Genomic DNA, 22,760 nt, shown 5'->3' with positions numbered 1-22,760 from the left:
CCCTTAGCTCTCAGTGCCAGGTTCGCTCGGTTGGCTCGCTCGGTCCCGTAGCGCGGCCATCAGTTGAGGATCGGTGAGAAGCTTCTTCAACTGGTCCTCGGCGGCTACCTTGCCATCCATGTAGCGCAGCAGGTTGGCAAGCTGTTCGCGCGCCTCGAGCAGCTTGGCAGTAGCCGGCACCTGACGGGCGACTGCCACTGGTGTGAAGTCGGACATCTTGTTGAAGCGCAGGTTGACGGCGAGCTTTTCGTCCGACCCGTCGGTGAGGCGATTGGCGACGCGTGCCGTCACACCGGGCTGGATTGCAGCCATGCGGTTGTCAAAATTGTCCATGTCGAACTCGAGGAATTTGCGTTCCTCGACCTTCGTCTTCTCGACGCCCGGGTTGTTGCCGGAGAGGTCCGAAAGGACGCCCATGACGAACGGCAGTTCTATCAGGCGCTCTGCGTCGTAGGGATCTTCGTATGTGATATGCACGCGCGGAGCGCGGTTTCGGCGAATGAATTTTTGACCGCTGTCTGTAGCCATGGTGTCCTCACTACGAAATCGCTTAAGACGCCGACACGGAATCGACTGGCGCTTTGAGTTGCGGTCGGCAAACAGCCTCGTGTCCAGTTAGTGCCCTCAAGCGAAAGCTCGGTTCAATGTGACCTGTCGATTGTTTTAAGCGTTCCTTCGGGTAAAACATCATTCAAAAGGCTGATAAAATCACGTTGCGCGAGCTCTCGCGCGCGATCGAGCAAAAGAGGTACGGGGCTGGATGGCTCGGCGCTTCGGAAGAACGACGCGACTTTTGCCATCAGGCCCAATGCCTGCGCTCGGTTTTCCGCTGAAAATACAACGTCTTGATCGTTGCTGTCGGTGCCCGCGGAGGGTGGGGCAGCAAGTTCCGCCATCCGTTCGATCGGCAAGTCGAAGACCTTGTCGCGCCCGATGTTGATCGCGGCGCTCTCCACGTGCGATGGCACGAGCATCCGCATGACCTCGATAAACGATTTGCCGATCATCTCCTGTGCCTGACGCACCAGGAGCAGCGCCGGGTTGGATGGTTCCATTCGGGCAAAGTAGTCGGTCACTGCTGCAAGCGCCGCGGAGGCTTGGGCGGAAGAAGCTAACTCCCCGGATGTGGCCGGCTGCGCCTCTGTCTCCACGGCTTCGGTGCTCTCCGCGCTTGCCGCAACCACCGCCGCCGGATCGCGCAACGTGACCAGACCTGCAAGCCAAGCGGCCATGCCGTTCGCCAGGCCGGACACTCTGTCCAGGCTGATGGAAGGACCCCTGTTCAACTTTTCGTGCCAAGCCTGCTTGATGCCCGAGATTTCGGCAGCGACTGCGGAGCATCGCGCGCTGGTTGCCTTTAGAATACCGAGATCGGTCTCGCTGACGATGCGCTCGATGGTTGCAACATCGGTCCCGTCGGCGTCGCCAGCGCCCGCGGGAATTTCGCCCATTGCAATTTGATAGGCACGGTAGGTCAGGGTGCCGTATCTGCGGTTCTCGATGAGGGGAAGGAACTGCAGCGGGTTGATGACCGTCGGGAAGACGTCGAGCGATTCAACCGTAACGGCGCGAAGCGCGTAGTCGCCATCTTCGCTTCTTGGATGCACTGCTTCCCACTGCTCGTTCAGCAGCAAGTTGGTTGCCTTCAGGTAGCAGAGGAAACCGTCGAGATCGCGATTGAGAATGGAAAATTTGGCCAGCAGCATGTTCAGGCGCAGATCGCGGGTACGCGCAAGAAGGGATTCCGCGGCGGCAAACTGTCGGGCAAAATCGACCGCCTTCGGATCGAAGCGCCCACGCTCTCCATTGGCGTTGACGACGTCAAAGAACGACATCGGGAGCAGAGATTCCGCACCTGCGAAGAAGTTGAGATACTCGACGTCCCCTGTGGCGTCGAGATCCGGCCCGCAGGGATCGTCAGCGGAAATGGGCTGCGTCAGTAAAGCGACATCAAGCATACGAACCCATCCAACCACCCGATCGCGTCCCGCTGCTTGCCAATGACGACTTGCGGATCATGCAGCGGATTATGATCCGATCGTCTCTTGTAAGTGAGACACCTTCTGATCCCGGTTCATTCCCGAGATCATGCCATTTTTGCGTGAACCGGCAAGCTCTTGTAGTCGACTACTTGATAGCGGGGGTGGCTCTTTGGGCCATTCGGGTGGACGCGTGAAGGCTTGCGCCGGGGCGGGCTTGCCAACGCAGCAAGTGGCGCGCAGGATTCAGTGGCTACCATATAGCGTTTGATCAGCTCTCCGCGGCGGGTCATTCGATCGGAGGAGGGAGTTTAGGCGCCACATGGGCCAGCTTAGTCAGGATACCCGTCTCTGCGAACTCAAGACGCCTCTCGGCAAGGACGTTCTGGTTTTTGCCGGATTCGAGGGCTCGGAAGGTCTCAGCGAATTGTTCGAATATCGTATCGAGTGTCTCAGCGAAGATGCCGATCTCGACTTCGATCGCGCGATCGGTCAGCAGTGCACGTTGACGATAAAGCTGCATGAAAAGGAGCGCGAGTTCAGTGGCATTCTGACGGAGGCTCAGTGGCTCGGGGTGAAGAACGACTATTTCAGCTACCGGATCGTGCTGAGACCCTGGTTATGGTTGTTGTCGCGCACCACCGATTGCCGGATCTTTCAGGACAAGAAGGCGCCTGACATCATCAAGGAGGTCTTCAATGAACGCGGCTTCACCGATTATGAATCCAAGCTGACCGAAGAGGGCTCCTGTCCGAAGCTCGAATACTGCGTTCAATATCGCGAAACTGACCTGAACTTCGTCTGCCGCCTGATGGAGCAGCATGGCATCTACTACTTCTTCAAGCATGAGGGGGGTAAGCACACGCTCGTGCTGGCGGACTCCAAATCCTCGCACAGCCCGATCGGCGGCCTCGCCACGATCCCCTACATACCGCTGACTGGAGCCGATCGTCGCGGCGAGCAGCATATCTGCGAGTGGGTTTCGGAGCGCCGGTTTCGTACCGGCAAGATCGAGCTCAACGACTACAATTATCAGAAGCCCAACGCGAAGATGATCAGCGACGCCAAAGGCACCGAACATTACACCCGATCGGAGATGGAATTTTACGACTTTCCCGGTAAGTTCAAGGAGAAATCGGACGGTGAGCGCTACGCGAAGATTCAGCTGCAGGCCGAGCAGGCGATGGATCGTCGGCGGCGTGGCAACGGCGACGCCGTTAACCTGTTCCCGGGAGGGTTGACCAAGCTCGAAAAGCACTCAAAGGAATCGCAAAACATCGAGTATCTCGTGGTGCGCTCCACGCATTCGTTCTCGATCGAATCCTATCGCACCGGCGGTCCGAGCGACGCCGGGCAGCACGTCTATTTCGGCAGCTACGAGTTTCTGCCGAGCGATCGGCCGTTTCGAGCGCTGATGATGACGCCCAAACCAAGGATCAACGGCATCCAGACCGCCAAAGTGGTGACCAAGGACGACAATTCGAGCGAGGAAATCGACGTCGAGTCGCTCGGCGAAATCTATGTCCGCTTTTTCTGGGATCGCAAGAAGAAGCGGTCGTGCCGATTGCGCGTGGCCCAGGTCTGGTCCGGCAAGCGCTGGGGCGGTCAGATCATTCCGCGTGTCGGACAGGAGGTCGTTGTCGAGTTCCTGGAAGGGGATCCCGACCGGCCCCTGGTGATTGGCACCGTGTACAATGACGAATACAAGTTGCCTTACGACCTGCCGTCGAAAAAAACGATTGGCGGCTTGAAATCGGACTCCACCAAAGGAGGCGGCGGCTTCAACGAGTGGAGCTTCGAGGACAAGAAAGGATCCGAGAAGATCACGGTGCATGCCGAGAAGGACCACGATGTGACGGTCCGCGACACCGAGACAAGGACCATCGGCGAAGCGGCATTTGGCGGCGACACCCGCAAGACGACGCTCAAGAATGGCAATGACAAACTCGATATCGAATTGGGCGGTCAGCACGTCACGCTGGCCATGGATCAATCCGTCAATGCAGGCCTCAGCATCACGCTGACGGCCAATGCGACCATAACCCTGCAGGTGGGTCCCAGCCAAATTATCCTGACCCCGGGCGGCATCATCATTAACGCGCCGACGATCGCGATGACGGCGCAGGCAGCCATGGCGCTATCAGCCGGCGGTCCGTTGGTCGCCCACGGCACTCCAACCCTTGTCGGCTGATGGTTATGGGTCAGGCTCGGTTCGGTACGGTTCAGGATCTGCTTCAAGCCTATCCCATGGCGCGCTATGATATTGGCAAGGCCGAGGCCGACAAGCCATCGCTGGATTTCCTTCAGGAGGCCGCCGACGCGGGCAACTGGCACCAGGCCGTATCCTTCTGCGCCTACCTGCTCCCCCGTCGTGTGGCCGTCGCGTGGGGGTGCCGCTCGCTGCGACGGATGTTCGACCATTTCGACGCCGACGACAGCAGGTCGCTGAATTTCGCCGAGACCTGGGTCCACCAATCGGATGAGCAATCCCGGAACAAGGCCCTGGCCGTCGGCAATGCCAACGACCCCGAGCAGCCTGCAACATGGCTCGCGCTGGCGGCCGGCTGGTCTGGGGGAAGCGTGGTTCCCGCGGAATTTGCACCGGTTGAAGCCAAGCCCGATCAAGCCGCGCGGGCTGTGCGGGCTGCCGTGCTGATCGGCCTTTGCCGGCTTTCCCGTGACTCCCGGGACCGAATAATGACGACGTGCCTGAAGGATGGTATTCAATTGGCACGCGGCGAACCGCGCCCTCCACGCTAGCGAGACGACGTGATGGTGCTTCGCTTCAATATCGAGAATGAACCGAATCTTCCGGATGGCGGACCTGTATCATTTACGGTCTCCGGCAGGCGTTCGGTCGATATTGGCCGGGACCGTCACCTCGACTGGACGCTGCCGGATCCGGCGCGGACGATTTCCGGCAAGCATTGCGAGGTGCAGTTTCGCGACGGCGGCTATTGGCTGCACGACGTCTCGACGAACGGCACTTTTCTCAACGGCGCCGACCAGCGCATGCGAGGGCCGCACCGCCTGCGCGACGGAGACCGGCTCACGATCGGCCATTACATCATCGCCGTTTCGCTCGAGGATGACGCCGGCGGGCGCGCACCAAACCATGAGGCGCAACACCAAGGATCTCTCGTCCAGCAACACGCCGACTACGGTGAGCTCTGGACCGCAGGTCGGGACGTACCTCCGCCGATCGACCCGCAGCAATTGAAGAAGCCGCGTGAGGCTGCGCGGCCCGTGAATCCGGAGTTTCTCGATTGGGCGGCCAGCGTCCCGGCACCGGGTGTGGATCCCGTCCGACGTTCGTCACCGATGCCTTCCTATCAGCCCTCTACGCAGGATGACATGAGCTGGGCGGCCGGTCCGGTTGCCGCCCCGAGACCGCAGGTCGAGCGACCGCCGGCGGTGCCGACCCCGCGCCGGCCGTCCGTGTGGACGGATGACGAACCCGCCGTTGCCCAGCCGGCGCAATCGCGGCAGCATGCGGAGGCGTCCCACCCGCCGCAGGCGCCAGAGGATGAACCCGTCAGGGCCATGGCAGCCGGCGGCGTGGAGTTCACGCGGATGGTGGCGCGCGCTGCCGGATTGCCCGACAATTTCTTTGCTCACCAGAGCGATGCTGAACTCGCCGAACAGCTTGGCATCATCTTGCGCATGACTGTGGATAATCTAATGGCGCTGCTGCAGGCGCGAACCCAGGCCAAGCAGCTGACACGCAGCACCAGTCAGACCACGATTCAAGCCATCGAGAACAATCCGTTGAAGTTCTCGCCGAGCTCGGAAGAGGCCTTGCGCATTCTGTTCGGACCACAGACGCGAAGTTACCTCGATGCGCAACGCGCTTTGGCGCAGGCCTTCGGCGACCTCAAATCACATCAATTGAGGACGTATATGGCGATGCAACACGCTGTCCATGAGCTGATCGCCGATATCGACCCCACGCTGATGGCGCGCGAACTGGAGCTTCAGCGCGGCGCAAACTCCTGGTTCGGAACGAACAAGAGCAAGCTCTGGGACGAATTCCTGGCGCGTTGGAAGGCGCGTCTCGGCCGTGACGGCGGCGCGCCGATCGAGATCTTTATGTTGCATTTCGCCGACTATTACGACCGTGCGAATAAAGCTGATTCAAAGTGACCGACTGGCGGCCGTGCGGTCGCTGCAATTTGTTGAGTGGATGCAGGAATGTCTTGGTACAGCAAGGTTTTTTGGTCGGAAGGTCTGTTTCTGCGACCGCATCATTTGCAGCAGAACGACCGCTACATTGAGCATTTGCTGGAAAAGCGCGTTCGCTACACCACGCCGTACCCTTGGGGCTTCGCCCAGCTGGAGATCGACAAGGATCTTACCGAACAGAGCAAGTTCGCGGTGCGCAATGCGTCCGGCGTCATGCCGGACGGCACGCCGTTCGATATTCCCGCGGATAGCCCGATGCCGGAAGCGATCGAGGTGCCGGCAACGGCTGCGGGCCAGATCGTCTGGCTGATGATGCCGGTGGCGGCGCCAAATACCCGCGAGGTCGACGAGGACCGGACCGATAGCGCCAGTCGCTATGTTCGTACGTCGGAGACCTTCATCGACTCGACCTCGGCGCTGCGCATCGAGGAGGAGATCGACATCGCCTATCCACGGCTGTCGTTCGAGCTGCGCAAGACCAGCAAGCCGGGATATATGGGCCTCGGCATAGCGCGCATTCTGGAGGTGCGCGACAAGAACATCCTGTTCGATGACAAATTCGTGCCGCCGATGCTGGTCTGCGCCGCGCACCCGATCATCGAGGGTTGGCTCAACCGGGTCATCGGCTGGGTCGAGACCAAGCTCGACGAGCTTGCGCGTTACGCGGTCGATCCGTCGTCTGGAGGCGGCTTGCAAAGCGTCGACTATCTGGTGTTGCAGGTGCTGAACCGCACCATTCCCGTCCTGACCCATTTCCAGCGTTCCGGCAGCGTGCATCCTGAGCGGCTGTACGAGGAACTGCTGAGGTTCGCGGGTGAACTTGCGACATTTGCGACGGCCGAGCGCCGCGCGCGCAACTATCCGACGTACGATCACGACGATCTCGAAAACGTGTTCACGCCCCTGGTGAGCGACATCCAGGATTTCCTGAGCGCGCGGCTCGGCCGGCGGGCGATCCGTCTGGAGATCATCGAACGCGCTCAGAACGCCTTCGTATCGCCGATCCGGGATCGGGCGCTGTTCCGAACCGCGACCCTGGTGCTGGAGGTTGCCGCGCGGCGACCGCTCGTGGAGATCCAGAACGATTTCCCGCACCTGTTCAAGGTCGGGCCGAACACGAAGATGAACGAGATCGTGCACGCAAACCTGCCGGGTCTGACCCTGGTGCATTTGCCGACGCCGCCACCGCACATCCGTGCCATCACCGATCACGTCTATTTCTATCTCGACCGCAAGTCGCCGCTATGGCCTGAGTTCAGCACGGCGGCCTCGATCGGGATGCACTTTTCCGGCGACTGGCCGGAGCTCGAGCTGTACATTTGGGCCATCCTGGAAGACAGGCCATGAGCGACAGGGACAAGCCGGTCAATCCTTTCGGTCGGGGCGAACGGACGATCATTCGTCCCAACCCGGGCGGGAAGTTGCCGTCGGCGCCGACCCCTCAGCCTCCGGCGGGCGAGTTGCCTGCGGCACGTCCGGCTTATTCGCCTTCGCCCGTGCCGTCGCGCGACACGCCAGCACCGCCGTCGTTTTCTCCCGTCCCGCAGGGCTCGAATTACGCCGCCCCGCCGGTCAGCCATCCGACCGAGGAATGGATCTCGACGCCGGCGCAAAACCAGACGCCACAGCCTCTATTGCCGCCGGGACCGCCGCTGCGCGTTGACGATCTGGTCGCGCCAAATGCCAATCCGGTGATGCGCGCTGCGGGCCCGTTGCTCCAACTGCTTGGCCGCCTGCGGGTGGCGCTCATGCGTGCGTCATTCGCCAGCCTGATGGAGCAGGTCGCAGATGCCATCAAGTTCTTCGAAAAGGGCATCCGTTCAGCGGGCATTTCCGAGTATCAGGCCAATACCGCGAAATACATCCTGTGTGCGACGGCCGACGATATCGTGCAGCACATCCCGACCGAGGAGCGGCACGTTTGGACACAGTATTCGATGCTGAGCCGATTCTTCGGCGAGCGGGTCGGTGGAGTCCGCTTCTTCGAGATTCTCGACCATTTGAAAGTTGATCCGTTGATCAACTATCCGGTGCTCGAACTTCAGCACGCCTGCCTGGCGCTCGGCTTCCAGGGCATTCACCGTACATCGGCTGGCGGGCTTGCGAACCTGCAGCTGGTCCAGCGTAACCTTTACGAATTGCTGCGCCGGGTCCGGCCCAAAACGATGAGTGACCTGTCGCCCAATTGGCGCGGGCAGGCGCTGGCGAGCCGCCGGCAGCGTTTGCGTGTTCCGGTCTGGCTGGTCGCGGCTGTAGTTGCGGCGCTGCTGACCGGGTCCTATTTCGTGCTACGGACGCTTTTGGCCGGCCGGGCGGAGAATGCTGCCGAGGTCGCGCTCGCGCTCCATCCGGACGGTCCAATCGAACTCAAGCGCCGGGTCATTGCACCACCGCCACCGCCACCACCTCCGCCGCCGCCAGACCGCATCACCCAGTTGCAGCGCATCCGAAACGCCTTGGCGAAGGAGAACACCGCCTGCGCCATGACGGCGGACCAGACTGCGAGCTTCATCGTGATCAGGGTTTGCGACCTCGCGTTGTTCGCCTCGGGTCAGGCGACCATCCTCGACGGCTTCAAGCCGGTCGCGCTTCGCGTCGCGGCAACGCTCGACAAGGAGCCGGGACGCATCCGGGTCGTCGGCCATACCGACAGTTCACCGATCCGCACGGTGCGCTTCCCGTCGAACTTCGAGTTATCGGTCGAGCGAGCCAAGGCGGTGGCCGCCGCACTCAAACCCGGCATGACCGATGGTTCGCGCGTCGACATCGAGGGTAAGGGAGCCGATGCGCCGATCGCCAGCAATACGACACCTGAAGGGCGCGCCAAGAACCGGCGGGTCGAGATCTTTATCGAGCGCAGTGAATAGGCAGACACCGCGGGCTCTCGCGGTTTGCGACAGGTACGGTTAGATGCTTGCCAAGGACATTATCCGCATCATTCTCTACGGGGTCGGGCTCAGCTCGCTCGGAGCGGTGATCTACTTCGCCGGTCCCTTCATCGCATTCGGTGACTGGCGGCCGCTCGAGAACCATATTGTCCGGCAGATCGCTATTCTGCTGCTGACCACGGCCGTGGCGGCTGCTGTCGGTCTCAATCTGTTCAAGCGGCGCAAGAATGCCAAGGAGATTGCCGACGGTATCGCAGGTGCGGATCAGCCGGTCAGCGACGAGCCGGTGCTCAAGGAGCGCATGAAGGATGCGCTCGCGACGCTGAAGACCGCCAGTGGCAACAAGTCGGGCTATCTCTACGATATACCCTGGTACGTCATCATCGGCCCGCCCGGCGCCGGCAAGACCACGGCGCTGGTCAATTCTGGCCTCAAATTTCCACTCGCGCGCGGCGCGACGCCGGCGGCGATCGCCGGGGTGGGTGGTACCCGCTATTGCGATTGGTGGTTTACCGACGAAGCGGTACTGATCGATACGGCCGGCCGCTACACCACCCAGGACTCCAACAGCAAGGCCGACAAGGACAGTTGGCTGGCGTTCCTTGATATTCTGAAGAAGAGCCGGTCGCGCCAGCCGATCAACGGCGTTCTCGTCGCCATCAGTATCGAAGACATCCTGACGCTACCGAAGCAGGAGCTCGCACTCCACGCTGACGCCATCCGGATGCGCCTGCTCGAGCTGCACCAAAGGCTGAAGGTCAGCTTCCCGGTCTACGCGCTCTTTACCAAGGCCGATCTCGTTGCCGGGTTCACCGAATATTTCGCATATCTCGGCGAGACTGGTCGCCGTCAAGTCTGGGGTGCCACGTTCCAGACCGCAGACAAGAACCAAAATCTGGTGGGGCAGGTCCCGGTCGAGTTCGATCGTCTGCTGGAGCGCCTGAGCGAGGAAACGCTCGATCGTCTGCAGGACGAGCCGACGCCGCAGCATCGTGTGCAATTGTTCGGTTTCCCGGCGCAGATGGCGCGGCTCAAACCCCAGATTCACGACTTCCTCAACCAGATCTTCGAGCCGACGCGCTATCATGTCAATGCGAACCTGCGCGGGTTCTACTTCACGTCGGGCACACAGCAAGGCACGCCGATCGATCAATTGATCGGATCGTTGGCGCGTACGTTCGGCGCGGAGGAGGTTGGTTCCGGGTCCTATTCGGGCACAGGCAAGAGCTACTTCCTGGCAGATCTGATTTCCAAGGTCATCATCGGTGAGGCCGATTGGGTCTCGACCGACCGTGCCGCGGTACGCCGTGCACTGATCCTGAAGACCGCGGCGCTGTCGTTGATCGGACTGGTCTCGATAGGGCTGATCGCAGCCTGGCTGACGAGCTACAAGCGCAATTCCGATTTGATCGCGCAGAGCCTGCAGGCGGACGGGGAATATGCGACAGCCGGAGCGCCACTTATCAAGGAGACGCTGATCGCCGATCGCGATCTCGACAAGGTGCTGCCGCTGCTCTACCGGCTGCGCAATGCACCGGCGGGCTATGCATCGCGCAACGAGTCGGTGCCTCTGTCGGCCCGCTATGGCCTCAGTCAGCGCGCCCGGCTGCAATCGCCTGCGAATGCAGCCTATCATACGGCGCTCGAGCGCATGTTCCGGCCGCGCCTTCTGTATCGCCTGGAAGAGCAGCTCAACGCGCGCATCAACGAGCCGGCCTTCGTTTACGAGGCGCTGAAGGTCTACCTGATGCTTGGTGGTCTGCAGGCGCCGGATCGTCAGCTGATCCGCTCCTGGATGCATCGTGACTGGGCGGACAACCTCTATCCCGGCGCGACCAACGCGGAAGGTCGACGTCTGCTCGACGACAATCTCGCTGCGATGTTCGACCTCGAGACCGAGCAGCCGCCGCTGGTCGAACTTGACGGCCGACTGATCAAACAGGCCCAGAGCTCCCTTGCGCGCCTCAGTGTGTCGCAACGCGCCTACGAGTTCTTGAAGTCGGAGGCGCGTGCGTCGACGGCCGGCGATTGGATCGCCAGCCGACGCGGTGGTCCGGACATGGCCGTCATGTTCGAATCCACGACGGGGCAACCGCTCGAGGCCCTGCGTGTGCCCGAGTTCTTCACCTATAACGGCTTCCATCAGAAATTCGTGGCGCGGCTGCCCGGACTGTCGGAGCGGATGAAGCGGGAACGCTGGGTTTTGGGCGAGGCCGGTCAGCAGTCGGCCGTCGACCAGCAATACGATAATTTGGCGGGCGATCTGCTCAGCATCTATTCCAACGATTTCGTGACGACCTGGCGAACGGCGCTCGGAAGCTTGCGTCTGAAGAAGCTGCTCGCTGACAAACCCAAATACGAGGTGCTGCGGGCGCTTTCTGCGCCGACCTCACCGATGCGGCAGATCCTGGAATCGGTTCGCGACGAAACAACGCTGACAAAGGAACGCCCGAAGACGGCGGGGAATTCCGTGGCACCTGCGGCGGCCGCCGTTCCGCCGGCCCCCGCACTCTTCACCAACGCCCAGGACGGTCCCCTTGGCGCGACAATCGAGGCCCAGTTCAGACCTTACCACGCCGTGCTCGAAGGCGAGAGTACCCGCCGCCCGATCGACTCGACCATTGCGAACCTGAACGACATCGCGCAGAGCCTCACGCTGATCATCGAGAATCCGCAACTGACCGCGCAGGCGGCTGCCGCGCTTCAGACCCAGGTCGCAGCCCTTCGCAACAATGCCTCGCGGATGCCTCCGCCGTTCTCCGACATGCTGCGAGCGGCGGCTGCTGAGTTCGAAGGGAGCATCGCAGCCTCGACCGCGGGACAGATTCTGCAGACGCTGCGCGATCAGGTCACGCCTGCCTGCCAACAAGCAGTGACCAACCGCTATCCGTTCGTCCGGGGCAGCACCCAGGAAGTTCCGCTCGCGGACTTTGCCAAGGTATTCAGCCCGAACGGGATCATGGATAGGTTCTTCGCCCAATATCTCGCCCCTTACGCCGACACGTCCCGGCCGGAGTGGGTCTGGCGGAAGGAAAGTCCTGTTGGACGGTCGTTTTCTCCGGATACGCTCAAGCAATTCCAGAACGCTGCCCATATCCGGGATGCCTTCTTCCAGACGGGCGGGGCCGTGCCGGCGGTATCGTTCGCAATCCGGCCGCCCGGTTCAGCCGGACCGGGTGTGACCGTTAAGACCGAGATCGGCGGTACCACGATTACGAGCCCGACCAGTCCCGGACCAGCGACGACATCGTTTTTCGGCGGTCCGCAGCCTGCGCCTGCGCCTCAACCGCAGAACAACGCGCCGACGACGGTCTTATGGCCCGGGCCGTCGCCGCGAACGGCGATTTCCGTGAGCAACGACACGGGTCCGCCTTCCGTTCTCGAGCGAACCGGTCAATGGTCGTTGTTCCGGATGCTGGAAGCAGGTTCATTGGTGGCGAAGGCGGAAACTGCCAGCGCGACTTTCATCGTCGCCGGACGCGAGCTCCACTATCAGATCTCAACCGGATCGTTGCGCAATCCTCTGAACATGTCAGTGCTCCGCGAGTTTCGCTGCCCGACGGGAATATGACCATGCGTTGCGGTTTATTCGGCAAGATCGGCGCAAAACGCGACTTTATCGCAATCGCGACCCCGCGCAGCTTCCTTGAAGCCTGGGAGCCCTGGCTGCAGGCTGCGCTGTCCGCAAGTCGCCACCGACTGGGCGCAGATTGGCGGCAGGCTTTCGTGACCGCACCGGTTTGGCGATTTTGGCTCGGCGCCACGATCTGCGGCAGCTCGGTCACAGGGGCGATCATGCCATCGCTCGACGGGGTCGGGCGGTACTATCCATTGACGCTGCATGCAGCCGCGCGCGAAGGCGAGGTGTTGCCTTCACCGAACATCGATCCGCAGGATGAATGGTTCGGGCAAGCGGAGGCGTTTCTGCTTTCGACCTTGGATCAGGCCGCAACCTTTGAGCAGATATCCGATGCACTGGATCGTCTTGAGGCGCCGCGATTGCAAGAGGCTGCGGCCTGCGACCCATCGATCACGTTGCTTGGTACCGGCGCAGTAGCAAGTGGTCCGGCGGCCGATGCATTCCCGGGAATGTTTGCAGCGCTTTGCGCCGCCGCCCCGGAAGTCTACGCCGCGGCCAGCTTCTGGTGGACGGCCGGAGGCGAGGGGTTTCCGTCAATGGCGCTAAGCTACCGCGGATTGCCGGATCCGTTTCACTTCGCGATGCTGTTGACCGGCGATCTTGCCTCGGCGGGACGGGATGACGCGCGATGACACACGTCCCAACCTCATTCGATGTCGGCAGCGTCACTCACGCCGGACGGGTGCGAGAGCGTAACGAAGATTCATTCCTGGTACGTACGGACGTCGGCCTCTGGGCTGTGGCCGACGGGATGGGTGGTCACGAGGCCGGCGATCTCGCCAGCCGCGTTGTGGTTCAGTCGCTTGACGCGATCGGATCGCTGGAGTCCGCTGCCGATCTGCTGGCGGAATGCGAGGTGCGGCTGTTCAGCGCAAACCAGCAGATCCTGGCGCTCAGCCAGGAGCGACAGGGGGCCACCGTCGGGACCACGGCGGCGGTTCTGCTCGTTCGCGACGGCTATTATGCCTGTGTATGGGCGGGCGACAGCCGGGTCTATCTGATCAGTCGCGGGATCATCAACCAGGTGTCGCACGATCATAGCGAACTTGAGGAACTCATCGCCGAGGGCGCGCTGTCGCGCGAAGACGTGAAGGATTGGCCGAACAACGCCATTACGCGCGCGGTCGGCGTCGCCGATGATCCGGAGTTCGAGGTGGTGACCGGCCCGGCCGCGCCGGAAGACATCTTCGTGATCTGCAGCGACGGCTTGACGAAGCACGTGCAGGACGAGGAGATCCTGCAGCATGCGGCGACGCGGCGCGCACAGGCTGCTTGCGATGACATGCTCGCGCTGGCTCTTGATCGCGGCGGCCTCGACAACGTGACGATCGTCATCGTGCGCCTGCTGGCGCCACAATCACGCGAGCCAACAAGATCGCCGCTCGATTGGAAGCCACAATCATGACCCCAAACGATCCGTTCCGATCGTCCTACAGAGGCGTGCCGACCGGCACCCGCCTCAACGGCATCTACGAGATCGAAGCGGTGATCGGCGCCGGCGGCATGGGTGAAGTCTATAAATGCCGCGAGATCCAGACTGGATCGCCTGTTGCGGTCAAAATGCTGCTGCCCGATATGGTCGAGAACGAAGCCGCTCTTGCGCTGTTCCGTCGAGAAGCCGCAGCGCTTCACAATCTGCCGCACGATGCGATTGTTCGCTATTTCCTGTTCACGGTGGAGCCCGTATTACAGCGGCCGTATCTCGCGATGGAGTTCGTGAACGGCCGCTCGCTCTCGAACATGCTCGATGACGGCCCCTTGACCCTCGAGGCGCTGATCAAGTTGATGCAGCGCGTCGCATCGGGGCTGCATGCCGCCCATGAGCACGGCATCATCCATCGCGACGTTTCGCCGGACAATATCATCGTGCCGCTCGACGACGTCAGGCGGGCCAAGCTCATCGACTTCGGCATTGCCCGATCGACCCAGCTGGGGGACAAGACCATCATTGGCTCGGGCTTTGCCGGAAAGGACAATTACGCATCGCCGGAACAGGTCGGACTCTACGGCAACGAGGTCACGGCCAAATCCGATGTCTACAGCCTGGGGCTCGTCCTGTTTCACGCGCTGACCGGGCAAAAGCTCGACATGGGCGGCAGCCAGTTTCAACTGGTGGAGAAGCGCCGGCGCGTACCCGATCTCGGAGCCGTGGACATGCGCATCCGGCCTTTGCTGGAGCGGATGCTGCAGCCTGATCCGGCATTGCGTCCGAGCATGGCGGAAGTCGCGAACTGGACGCCGGGTGGTTCGGCGGAGACATCAGCTACGCCATTGTACGGATTCGATCCGCTGCGGCGACCGGAAGGTGAGGCGCCGACGCCACCGGACCGGCTGCCGGTACCGGCGCGCGGGCGGGGTCATCTCTGGTACGGGGCGGGCGTGGCATTGATGCTACTTCTCGTCGGCGGAGGAGGATATGCCTTTTACAAGCTGATCTGGTCGGGGCCGGGCACCACGGTGTTGCCGCCACCTCCGAAACTTGCTGGGACCCCGGCGCCGCCGAAGGCCGAGCCAGCTGTCCCGCAGGTGGGACGCCAGGAGCCGGTCAAGCTGCCGGTGGCGCCTGCGGTTACGACGCCATCTCCAACACCGGATGGGGTCGGGCGAGCCGATCGCATCCGCAAATATGTGGCGCAATATTCCGGCGGCGACTGCTTCTTCATCCTGCCGGTGGCCGTCAGCCAGAACGCCGCCGTCATCGAAGGCTTCGGCGCCTCGACCGTCCCATTCGACACTTTTGACAAGGCGTTCCGGCGCGAGCAGGGCTTCGAAGCTTCCGTTGGCGTCAGGCAGGTGACTCCCGCGCAGTGTCCAGCCGTCAAGTTCTTGAGAGAGGTCGGGAACGAACAGGCGCGAGCGCCGCGCATCAATCTATCGGCGACAGAGCTGAAGGCCGACGAAACCCTTAGCGGCACAATTGAGAACTTCGCCAACCGCGTAGTGGAACTGCTGATGGTGTCGGATCGTGGCGAGGTCCAGAGTCTGACTTATCTTCTGAAGCCGGGCATCGACTCGCTTTCGTTTGCCCTCCCGCCAGCACGCGGCAGCGGTCCGCAACTGCTGTTGGTGGTGGCGACCCCGCAGGTCCTGGATTCCCTGCGCCAGCCGAAGCCGACCCCTGCCGACACGTTTTTCCTTCAGGCGCTCAGCGAGTCTCAGCGGAACAAAGTCGCCATCGTCGCAGCCGCACGTTACGTGCTGCTCACGAACTGATCGGCATGCTCAAAACGTTCCGATGACCAGGATCTTCAGATCTGCATCAGGCGTGAAATCGTTGGCGGTATATTCAAGCGTGCTGCCGGTGGAGGAGGTTTTGAGCCGCCCTGGACAGAAACTCACCAGGCGATCGCTGCCGCCCGGTTCGATCGTCAGCTTGAACGACCGGATCGGACCTGCCCAATTTGATCCGGTTTTCAGGACGTATGATATGCGCCGCTCCTGCAGCTTGCTGGTGTTGGCCTGATTGCTGCCTGCGCGCTTGTCGAGTTCTGCGAGGAACGCGTCCTGAATGCAGTACTCTTTCCGGTAACGCTGGACTTCCTGACTGAGGGCGCCGCTGCGACGCAAGCCGGAGCGCAAGATCGTGTCCGGACTAGTGCCGACACTCGGCCGATATTGGTGTTCAACGGTCACCTTTTTCGCGGCCGGAAATACCTGCTGACGGACTGCCGAGGTCTTCAGGACCCAGCCGGGCGCATATTGCTGGCGGCCGTTGTCGCTCCTTCCAGCAGGCAGCAGAAGTCCGTCGTCTACGAGCTGGGTTCGGATCGCATCGGGCAGGTCGGCTGCCCGGATCTCGCGGCTGCCGATCGGCAGCAGCGGCACTTTCAGTTCGCGCAGCAAGGCACTGACATCCTTGTTGCCAACCATGGCTCGCTGATCAATGGTTAGCGGCGTCGGGTGGCCGTCGACCTTGGTCGTGAAGTCGACAAAGTTGACCGGATCATCTGACGGCAGAGCAATGTTCTCGGCCTCCGAGAGGTCGATGTCGGGCAGCGGAAAGGCGACAGTCATGGTGACCGGCTTGGCCGTGACATTGGTGAACTGGTAGCGGACCGTGACGCTGTCCAACGCGATACGAAGGTTCTCGCTCTCCATGGCAACGTCATTGGTGCGTACGAATTGGAGCCCGCCGATGGATAGTTCCGCGGCTGAATCGTTGGCGCGGGCCGGCCACACCGTCGCAACCAAAAATGCCAACATCAAAGCCGGTGTTCGGAAGGTCAGTGGGGCAGAAAAGCCGTTCACCATGCTTGTCTCCATGTGGCGGCGCAGCATATGGTCGTAGCGCAGGTGCGCCTCATTCGATCGGCTGATAAAGATCGCCCCACTCGGATTTCCAGACCCCTTCCGGGTCGCAGACCACGATCGCAAGCTTCAAATCGTTCGCCAGTCGGATCGCCCCACGAAAGGCATCCTGTGCCGGCAATTGTGCGCTGGTCTGGTCGGCGGTCAGTCGCCCTCCGCTCACTGCCGCCGGCAGCACGATTGCTCCAGAAGCGCCGTCATTGTCGCGCTTCAGGACGAGTGTGATCGCGTCGGGCTGGACTTCATTCACTTGCTCAAATCTGTTCCGGGCCATAGTTTGCACCGCGAGTTGGAGAAGGTTCGGACGATCACCGTCCAGTGATGGAATTGAACGAGATTGAGAGTGCTCACCACTAATTGAAGCGCCGCGTTACCGGCATCTGGGATTAGTCGATCTGACGCGGCGATTGGTTCGGGATACATTGAGAACATGCTTCGTCCAAAGCGTTTTATCTGGGCCGTCATCGTTGGCGCTGGCATCTGCGGAACCCAGGCGCACGCCGACGATGCCGTCGTACGCAGCTTTGGCGACGGTTCGGCTGCTTCTATGGTTGGCATTGTGCCGGCCAGCGAGGACGTAGAACTCGCGGGTCCGCAAGCGATCAGCGCCGACGGGCAGGGAAATCTGTTTGTGCTTGATCAGGTTAACGGCCGCATTCTTCAGTTCGATCCCAAGCAGCCGAATTCTGATCCAGACATCCTCAAGATGCCCAAGGACGTCCAGCCGACAGATCTTGTCGTCCGCAACGATGACATTATGGTTTGGGACGGCGGCGTGCGGACGCTGAAGGCGGCGGCGGGACAATCCACGCGCGGACTCGGCGACGTGATCCAGCTCGAGGAAGTCTCGACTCGTGGTGTGGACGATCGGCTTGCCGTCTCCGCTTTCTCCCAGATGGGGTCGCAGGCGCCCGGCAGCGCAGCCGACTTGCTCGACCAGAATACCCGCGCAGCCATCATCAAGACGACGCGGCAGCCCGACCGGCAATACGTGGCTTCACGAGGCAAGGGCTCCGTGATCGCGGATCTCATTCCGGACAAGGGCAATGCGAGCGTGCGGGTCGAGATCCAGACTATGGTTTCCAACGAGACGATCGGTCAGCTCGCCCTCCGGGTTCGCAACCAACTTGGCGCGGTGGAATTTCTCGAGATCGACAACAGCGACCGCTTTTATGTGCTGGCTGAAGACGTTCCGCCGTCGGGCAAGAACCCCTCCACGTTCGTGGCGCGCTACGCCGCGAACGGCCGTCTGGAGGGAATTTATGAGCTTCCCCTCGAAAATGCGCCGTTGACCAGACGGTTCGTGACGGTCTCGGGGGACGGCGACGTCTATTTTCTACGGACCAAGCCCGATGGCATCGACGTGGTCGGCGTCGGTTTCAGGCCTCTCAATAACGTGTCGATCATCGACGTGCGGCCGTCGCGAACGGCAAATGCGCCTGCATCGCAACCCAGTTTCAAATTCGACGCCTCGGCCGCGGTGAGGCCGTCCAACCGACAACAGGCGATCGAGACCGCGTTTGCGTTCGAGGGCATCCAGTGGAAGCTGACGCAGGCGAACTACGGCAGCGATCCCGACAGCCAGTGCAGCGGCTTCAGCCGTATCCGGCGACCCTGGTATTTGCAGGGCAAGGTGAACCAAGAGGTGCGCGGCGTACCCTATTGCTGGGGCTGCCACGGTTCGCTCGCGAACTTCCGGCAGCGGATCGAGAGCGGAATGCTGGCTGGCAATGTGTGCACTCGCAACGCGCCGCGACCGGATGTGGCTGGCGTCGACTGTTCGGCATTCGTCAGCGCCACGTGGGGGCTCTCCGTCCACTACACAACTGCCGCAATTCCCGCGATTGCAGCCCCGGTGGCAAATCCGTGGGACCTGAAGCCTGGCGATGCGCTGAACAAGCCGGGCTCGCACGTGATGTTGTTCCTGCGATTCACGCCCGATCGCAAGGCCGAGGTGATGGAATCCTCGACTGGCGGCTGCAACGGCCGCGTCTGCCGTAACGTCTATCCGCTGGCGAGCCTGCTCTCGCGCGGCTACGTTCCGGTCCGCTTCAAGGCCTTCGCGGATGACCAGGCAACGGTTTCTGCAAACGCCTACCACGAAACCGAACCACCGGCGGGGCGCAAGACGGCAAGCAAAGGGCGCTGAACCGGCCGTGTCGTTCGCGCTACAAAATGATTAAGCGGGATGTCGAGGTGGATTACGATGCGAATGCCCAAGCGACTTGGTTGGAAGATCAGGCGGCTATGCGCAACGATCGGTCTGGCCGGGTCGATCGGACTGACGGCCCCGCAGGTGCATGCTGCCGGCGGCTTGGCGATCAGCAACCCGGAGGGAGCTGCGGTACGCGCGCTCGTCATCGGGATTGATGACTATCAGCACGTACGCAAGCTGAAGGGCGCGGTCGCCGACGCCACCGACATTGTCGGCAGCTTGAAGTCGATGGGGGTCGGAGACATCGTCGAACTTGCGAACGCGCAGGCCGACAGGGCGAGCGTTTTGCGCGAAATCAGCGCGCTGGTGGAGCGGACCGGAAACAACGACCTCATCTTTCTGTCGATCGCCGGTCACGGCACCCAAGAGCCGGAGCGCGTCAAAGGCTCGGAGCCGGACGGGATGGAAAACGTGTTCCTGCTGCCAGGTTTCGCAACCACGCCGACCGGCTCAGTCGAGCGCATTCTGGGGAGCGAGTTCAACCACTTCATCCGGCAGTTCGAGCTGCGCGGAGCGAAGGTGATCTTCGTGGCTGACACCTGCCATGGCGGCGGCATGGTGCGCGATATCGATCCGCGTGCCGCGGAAATGAGCTTCAGGCAAGTGCCGCGCTATACATTGCTGGTCGACGAACTGAAACCGGTCTCTGACAGCAACGATCCGAAGTCCGAACTCGACCTCGACCGCACGGCATTCCTTGCCGCGGTGGACCGTTACACGAAGGCGCCGGAAGTCCGCATTCCCGGGGTCGATGGCCTCCGCGGGGCTCTCAGCTATGCAGTCGCGCGTGCCGTGGAAGGGAGTGCGGACATCAATCACGATGGGAAGGTGACGCTGAAGGAGCTCTTCAGCAATGTTCGGCAGGTGGTCTACCAGCTATCGGACCAGCGTCAGAACATCGTGACGATATCATCGCCGGCCCAGGCACCGGACACCGAGGTTGCCTTCGGCTTGACGCGCGGCGTCGTCTTGATTCAGGGGCCGGCCGCAAGAGCAGCCTCTGGCTCTGCCGGGACCGGCGCGCCAGCCGAGGCACAGGCGCCGCCGCCGCCGGCTATCACGGCCAAGGCATCCACTGCTCCGAGCCTCGCCGCGGCCCCGACCAAGGACCTTCCGATCGGTCAAACGCCGCCGCTTCGCCTCGCTTCGCCCATCCGGCTCGCGGCGCTCGACGGCAAGACGAGCTACTTTGCGAGCGTGACGACCAAGGATATTCCCGTGCAGGCCGTCCAGCCGACGGACAACCCGGATCTCATCTGGGATCCCATGTCGCACGATGTGATCGCATGGGGCGACGTGGTTGCGTACGGGATGGACATTGCCAGCCTATCAACGGTCGTTGACCGGACGGCGGCGATACGTGAACTCAAGCGCATCGCGGTTCGGTCGCCTCAGATGATGCGCATATGGCCGGACGACCGCCAGCAGCGTGCCGGCCAGACCGTCCAGGTTGACCTGTCTGATGTGGCATCGCGGGCCGTGTTGTTGTTCAATGTGTCCGGTGATGGCACCATCCAGATGTTGTATCCGGTGGGCTCCGATCCTGCATTGGTCCGATCGGCGAACTTGCGGCTGCCGCTGAAGGTCGGTGAACCCTTCGGTGCGGAACAGATTATTGCAGTGACCTCGCAGCAACGCATGGGCGAACTGGAGACAGCCTTGATACAGCTCAACCGGCGTCGCGCCTCGGGGCAGATGATCAAGAGCCTCGAACGCTACTTGCCCGTGGACGCCCGGATCGCCTCGATCGGCTTCTTCAGTGCTCCCTAGGGGAGAGCAGAAGCTGCCCAGTTTGCGAGCGATCCGCCGGCAGGGACCGCGGCTCCCGGTACTTCTGCTCCCGCTACTGGTTGGTGGCGGACCTGTCTGCGCGGCACCGCTGCCTTGGGCGTCGCTGCCTACTGGCATGCACGCACGGCTTTGGTCGGTTCAGGCGGCGCGTGGCCAATCCAACAGTGCAGGGGTGTCGCTCCAGATCCTGCCGGGCCAGACCGTCACTCTCGGCAGCAAGGTGTCGTTCGGCGTCACCGCCAGGAAGGCTGGATATCTCATTCTAGTCGACATCGATGCGGAAGGACGGATGTCCCAGATCTTTCCGACACCCGAACTGTTGGCGCAGTCGGACGGCCGCGAAATCAATCTCGTCAAGCCTGGCGTCGAATTTGTCGTTCCGAGCCCGGCCGCACGGCAGAGAGGTTTTGAGTTTGTCGTCGCACCGCCGGCTGGATCTGCAGTGATGATCGCCATCTTGAGCGAGCGACGCGTCCATTTGCTTGATTTGCCGGACTTGCCGCGCAAGCTACAAGATCAAGCCGCAGCGTTGAGCTATCTATCGGCCTGGACCAGTGAGTTGCGCGTGCCGGACAACGCCAGCGGAAGGCTGTTGCCGAACAATTGGTCGTTCGACGTCAGACCCTATTCCATCAAGTGAGCTCGCGCGGATACGCCGCGAGGTCAAAGCTTGCTGAGGCGGCTGAAGAAGCCGCCACGGGCGATCATGTAATGAATGTCGTTGGGGAAGGGAAATGCGCTGCGAACATTGGAAATCGCGCGTTGGAGAAACTCACCAGTCGATGATGCGGACTTCTGCTGCGACCGTGGTTGGTCAGCGACCTGAGGTATCATGAACCGATCAACAAAAGCTTCGTCCAGATCGTTGACTCTGACCATCTGACCGAATGCCGGGAACAGATCGTAGTGACCTACGGTCACGCGGAGGTTCTTGAGGGCAGGGCGCTGAGGCTGCGCTCGATTGCCGTCGGAGGTCGCCAGCCCGCGGCCTATCAGATCCAACTTCACGGACTGCGGCAGCGTTGAGGGACCATAAACGATCTCTAGCGCAGTGCCGCTCTGCCCAGACAGCCACTGGTACCAGAAGGTCGCATCGTCGGGTCGCGCCTTGGCCCCGTAAAGGCAGTCAAATCCCCAACAAGCACTCAGCTTGGCCTGATACTTTCCGAGAGTTCCGACCAGATTGCGCATGCCGTTGCCGCCGCCGGAGTGGCAGGCGATGATGATTTTGCCAATCTGGAGTTGAGGAATGGACGTCGAAGAGCCTCCCAGGAACTTGGCCAGAGCTCCGAGGATTTCCTCGAGGTACCGTTCCCCCCAGTTCGACGTGGCCAGATCCTTGACGCTGTAATTTCCAGCAAAGGCGTCGCCAACGGCATATTCATATCCCAGGAACGGCGCGATGAGCACGACGTCCTTGCCGGAATCCCGAACCTGTTCACGAAGGCGCGCTGGATCGTTGTGAAACAGGAATTCATGATCTTTGACGTAGAAGCCATGCAGCCAGATCACGATATCCAGTTTGGTGGTAGTCGTTAAGTGCTTTGGCGGAAGATATACCGCCGTCGGCTTCATGCCGGGCGCCAGCCGCTTCGTACAGAGAGTCACTCCTGGAAAGGACTTGGCGTCTTTCTGTTCGAACTCGCACGCCACCACGAAGGTCGCTCCGCATCGACCGGGTCGGGCGTGGACTTGGGCCGACCCGATGTTACATGTGATTGTCCGCCAGATCCTCGATAGGCTTCCTGTGACGGCTG

Annotated in this window: 17 protein-coding genes; 12 read left to right on the top strand and 5 right to left on the bottom strand. The window is 61.7% G+C overall.

What is annotated here, in order from left to right; translation table 11 throughout:
* Positions 1–3: 3 nt before the first annotated feature.
* Together tssB and GGD62_RS07015 are read right to left on the bottom strand one after the other, a co-directional pair.
* Positions 4–528: a type VI secretion system contractile sheath small subunit gene (gene tssB / locus GGD62_RS07020; protein WP_092258838.1), complete on the bottom strand. Its 525-nt coding sequence runs from the start codon at positions 526–528 to the stop codon at positions 4–6.
* A 113-nt stretch (positions 529–641) separates the two neighbouring features.
* Positions 642–1,958: an ImpA family type VI secretion system protein gene (locus GGD62_RS07015; RefSeq protein WP_183707716.1), complete on the bottom strand. Its 1,317-nt coding sequence runs from the start codon at positions 1,956–1,958 to the stop codon at positions 642–644.
* A 343-nt stretch (positions 1,959–2,301) separates the two neighbouring features.
* On the opposite strand from GGD62_RS07015, the gene GGD62_RS07010 reads away from it, so the two are divergent.
* Genes GGD62_RS07010 through GGD62_RS06970 form a run of 9 tightly spaced genes read left to right on the top strand, consistent with a single transcriptional unit; the run spans position 2,302 to position 15,902 of the window.
* Positions 2,302–4,170, top strand: a complete 1,869-nt coding sequence (locus GGD62_RS07010) for a type VI secretion system Vgr family protein (RefSeq protein ID WP_183707714.1) — start codon at positions 2,302–2,304, stop codon at positions 4,168–4,170.
* A 56-nt stretch (positions 4,171–4,226) separates the two neighbouring features.
* Positions 4,227–4,739: a DUF6931 family protein gene (locus tag GGD62_RS07005; RefSeq protein ID WP_244550696.1), complete on the top strand. Its 513-nt coding sequence runs from the start codon at positions 4,227–4,229 to the stop codon at positions 4,737–4,739.
* A gap of 12 nt (positions 4,740–4,751) precedes the next feature.
* The gene (gene tagH / locus GGD62_RS07000; RefSeq protein WP_179737374.1) at positions 4,752–6,122 is read left to right on the top strand and encodes a type VI secretion system-associated FHA domain protein TagH; all 1,371 of its coding nucleotides are present in this window, start codon (positions 4,752–4,754) and stop codon (positions 6,120–6,122) included.
* Positions 6,123–6,170: 48 nt separating this feature from the next.
* On the top strand, positions 6,171–7,508 hold the full coding sequence (gene tssK, locus GGD62_RS06995) for a type VI secretion system baseplate subunit TssK (protein ID WP_183707712.1): 1,338 nt from the start codon (positions 6,171–6,173) through the stop codon (positions 7,506–7,508).
* Complete coding sequence (gene tssL, locus GGD62_RS06990; RefSeq protein WP_183707710.1) at positions 7,505–9,028, top strand: type VI secretion system protein TssL, long form; 1,524 nt, start codon at positions 7,505–7,507, stop codon at positions 9,026–9,028. The genes tssK and tssL overlap by 4 nt, the downstream gene beginning before the upstream one ends.
* 43 nt (positions 9,029–9,071) lie before the next feature.
* Positions 9,072–12,620, top strand: coding sequence for a type VI secretion system membrane subunit TssM (gene tssM / locus GGD62_RS06985; RefSeq protein WP_183707708.1), 3,549 nt, complete (start codon positions 9,072–9,074; stop codon positions 12,618–12,620).
* Positions 12,617–13,321: a type VI secretion system-associated protein TagF gene (gene tagF, locus GGD62_RS06980; protein ID WP_092258861.1), complete on the top strand. Its 705-nt coding sequence runs from the start codon at positions 12,617–12,619 to the stop codon at positions 13,319–13,321. The genes tssM and tagF overlap by 4 nt, the downstream gene beginning before the upstream one ends.
* Positions 13,318–14,094, top strand: a complete 777-nt coding sequence (locus tag GGD62_RS06975; RefSeq protein WP_092258864.1) for a PP2C family serine/threonine-protein phosphatase — start codon at positions 13,318–13,320, stop codon at positions 14,092–14,094. Before tagF ends, GGD62_RS06975 begins: the two co-directional genes overlap by 4 nt.
* Positions 14,091–15,902 (top strand): serine/threonine-protein kinase, encoded by a 1,812-nt coding sequence (locus tag GGD62_RS06970; RefSeq protein ID WP_179737386.1) that lies wholly within the window; start codon positions 14,091–14,093, stop codon positions 15,900–15,902. The genes GGD62_RS06975 and GGD62_RS06970 overlap by 4 nt, the downstream gene beginning before the upstream one ends.
* Positions 15,903–15,911: 9 nt before the next feature.
* On the opposite strand, the gene GGD62_RS06965 is transcribed toward GGD62_RS06970, so the two are convergent.
* Entirely contained in the window at positions 15,912–16,940 is a 1,029-nt protein-coding gene (locus tag GGD62_RS06965) for a DUF4424 domain-containing protein (protein ID WP_246784201.1), read from the bottom strand.
* 49 nt (positions 16,941–16,989) lie between these two features.
* Entirely contained in the window at positions 16,990–17,271 is a 282-nt protein-coding gene (locus GGD62_RS06960) for a hypothetical protein (RefSeq protein WP_177237213.1), read from the bottom strand.
* Positions 17,272–17,427: 156 nt separating this feature from the next.
* Between GGD62_RS06960 and GGD62_RS06955 the strand changes: the two genes are divergently transcribed.
* From GGD62_RS06955 to GGD62_RS06945, 3 genes are all read left to right on the top strand, one after another.
* The gene (locus tag GGD62_RS06955) at positions 17,428–19,146 is read left to right on the top strand and encodes a hypothetical protein (protein ID WP_183707706.1); all 1,719 of its coding nucleotides are present in this window, start codon (positions 17,428–17,430) and stop codon (positions 19,144–19,146) included.
* A gap of 57 nt (positions 19,147–19,203) precedes the next feature.
* A complete protein-coding gene (locus GGD62_RS06950) occupies positions 19,204–20,982 on the top strand; it encodes a caspase family protein (protein ID WP_244550700.1) in 1,779 nt (592 codons plus the stop codon).
* Positions 20,983–21,118: 136 nt separating this feature from the next.
* A complete protein-coding gene (locus GGD62_RS06945; RefSeq protein WP_244550711.1) occupies positions 21,119–21,643 on the top strand; it encodes a DUF4384 domain-containing protein in 525 nt (174 codons plus the stop codon).
* Positions 21,644–21,666: 23 nt separating this feature from the next.
* Here GGD62_RS06945 and GGD62_RS06940 read toward each other — a convergent pair whose 3' ends face one another.
* Positions 21,667–22,578 (bottom strand): hypothetical protein, encoded by a 912-nt coding sequence (locus tag GGD62_RS06940; RefSeq protein WP_210311219.1) that lies wholly within the window; start codon positions 22,576–22,578, stop codon positions 21,667–21,669.
* Positions 22,579–22,760: the final 182 nt, after the last annotated feature.

This window comes from Bradyrhizobium sp. ERR14 (assembly GCF_014198235.1).
GTDB lineage: Bacteria > Pseudomonadota > Alphaproteobacteria > Rhizobiales > Xanthobacteraceae > Bradyrhizobium.
Note: the sequence above shows the minus strand (reverse complement) of the source record. Positions and strands in the feature narration are given on the sequence as shown.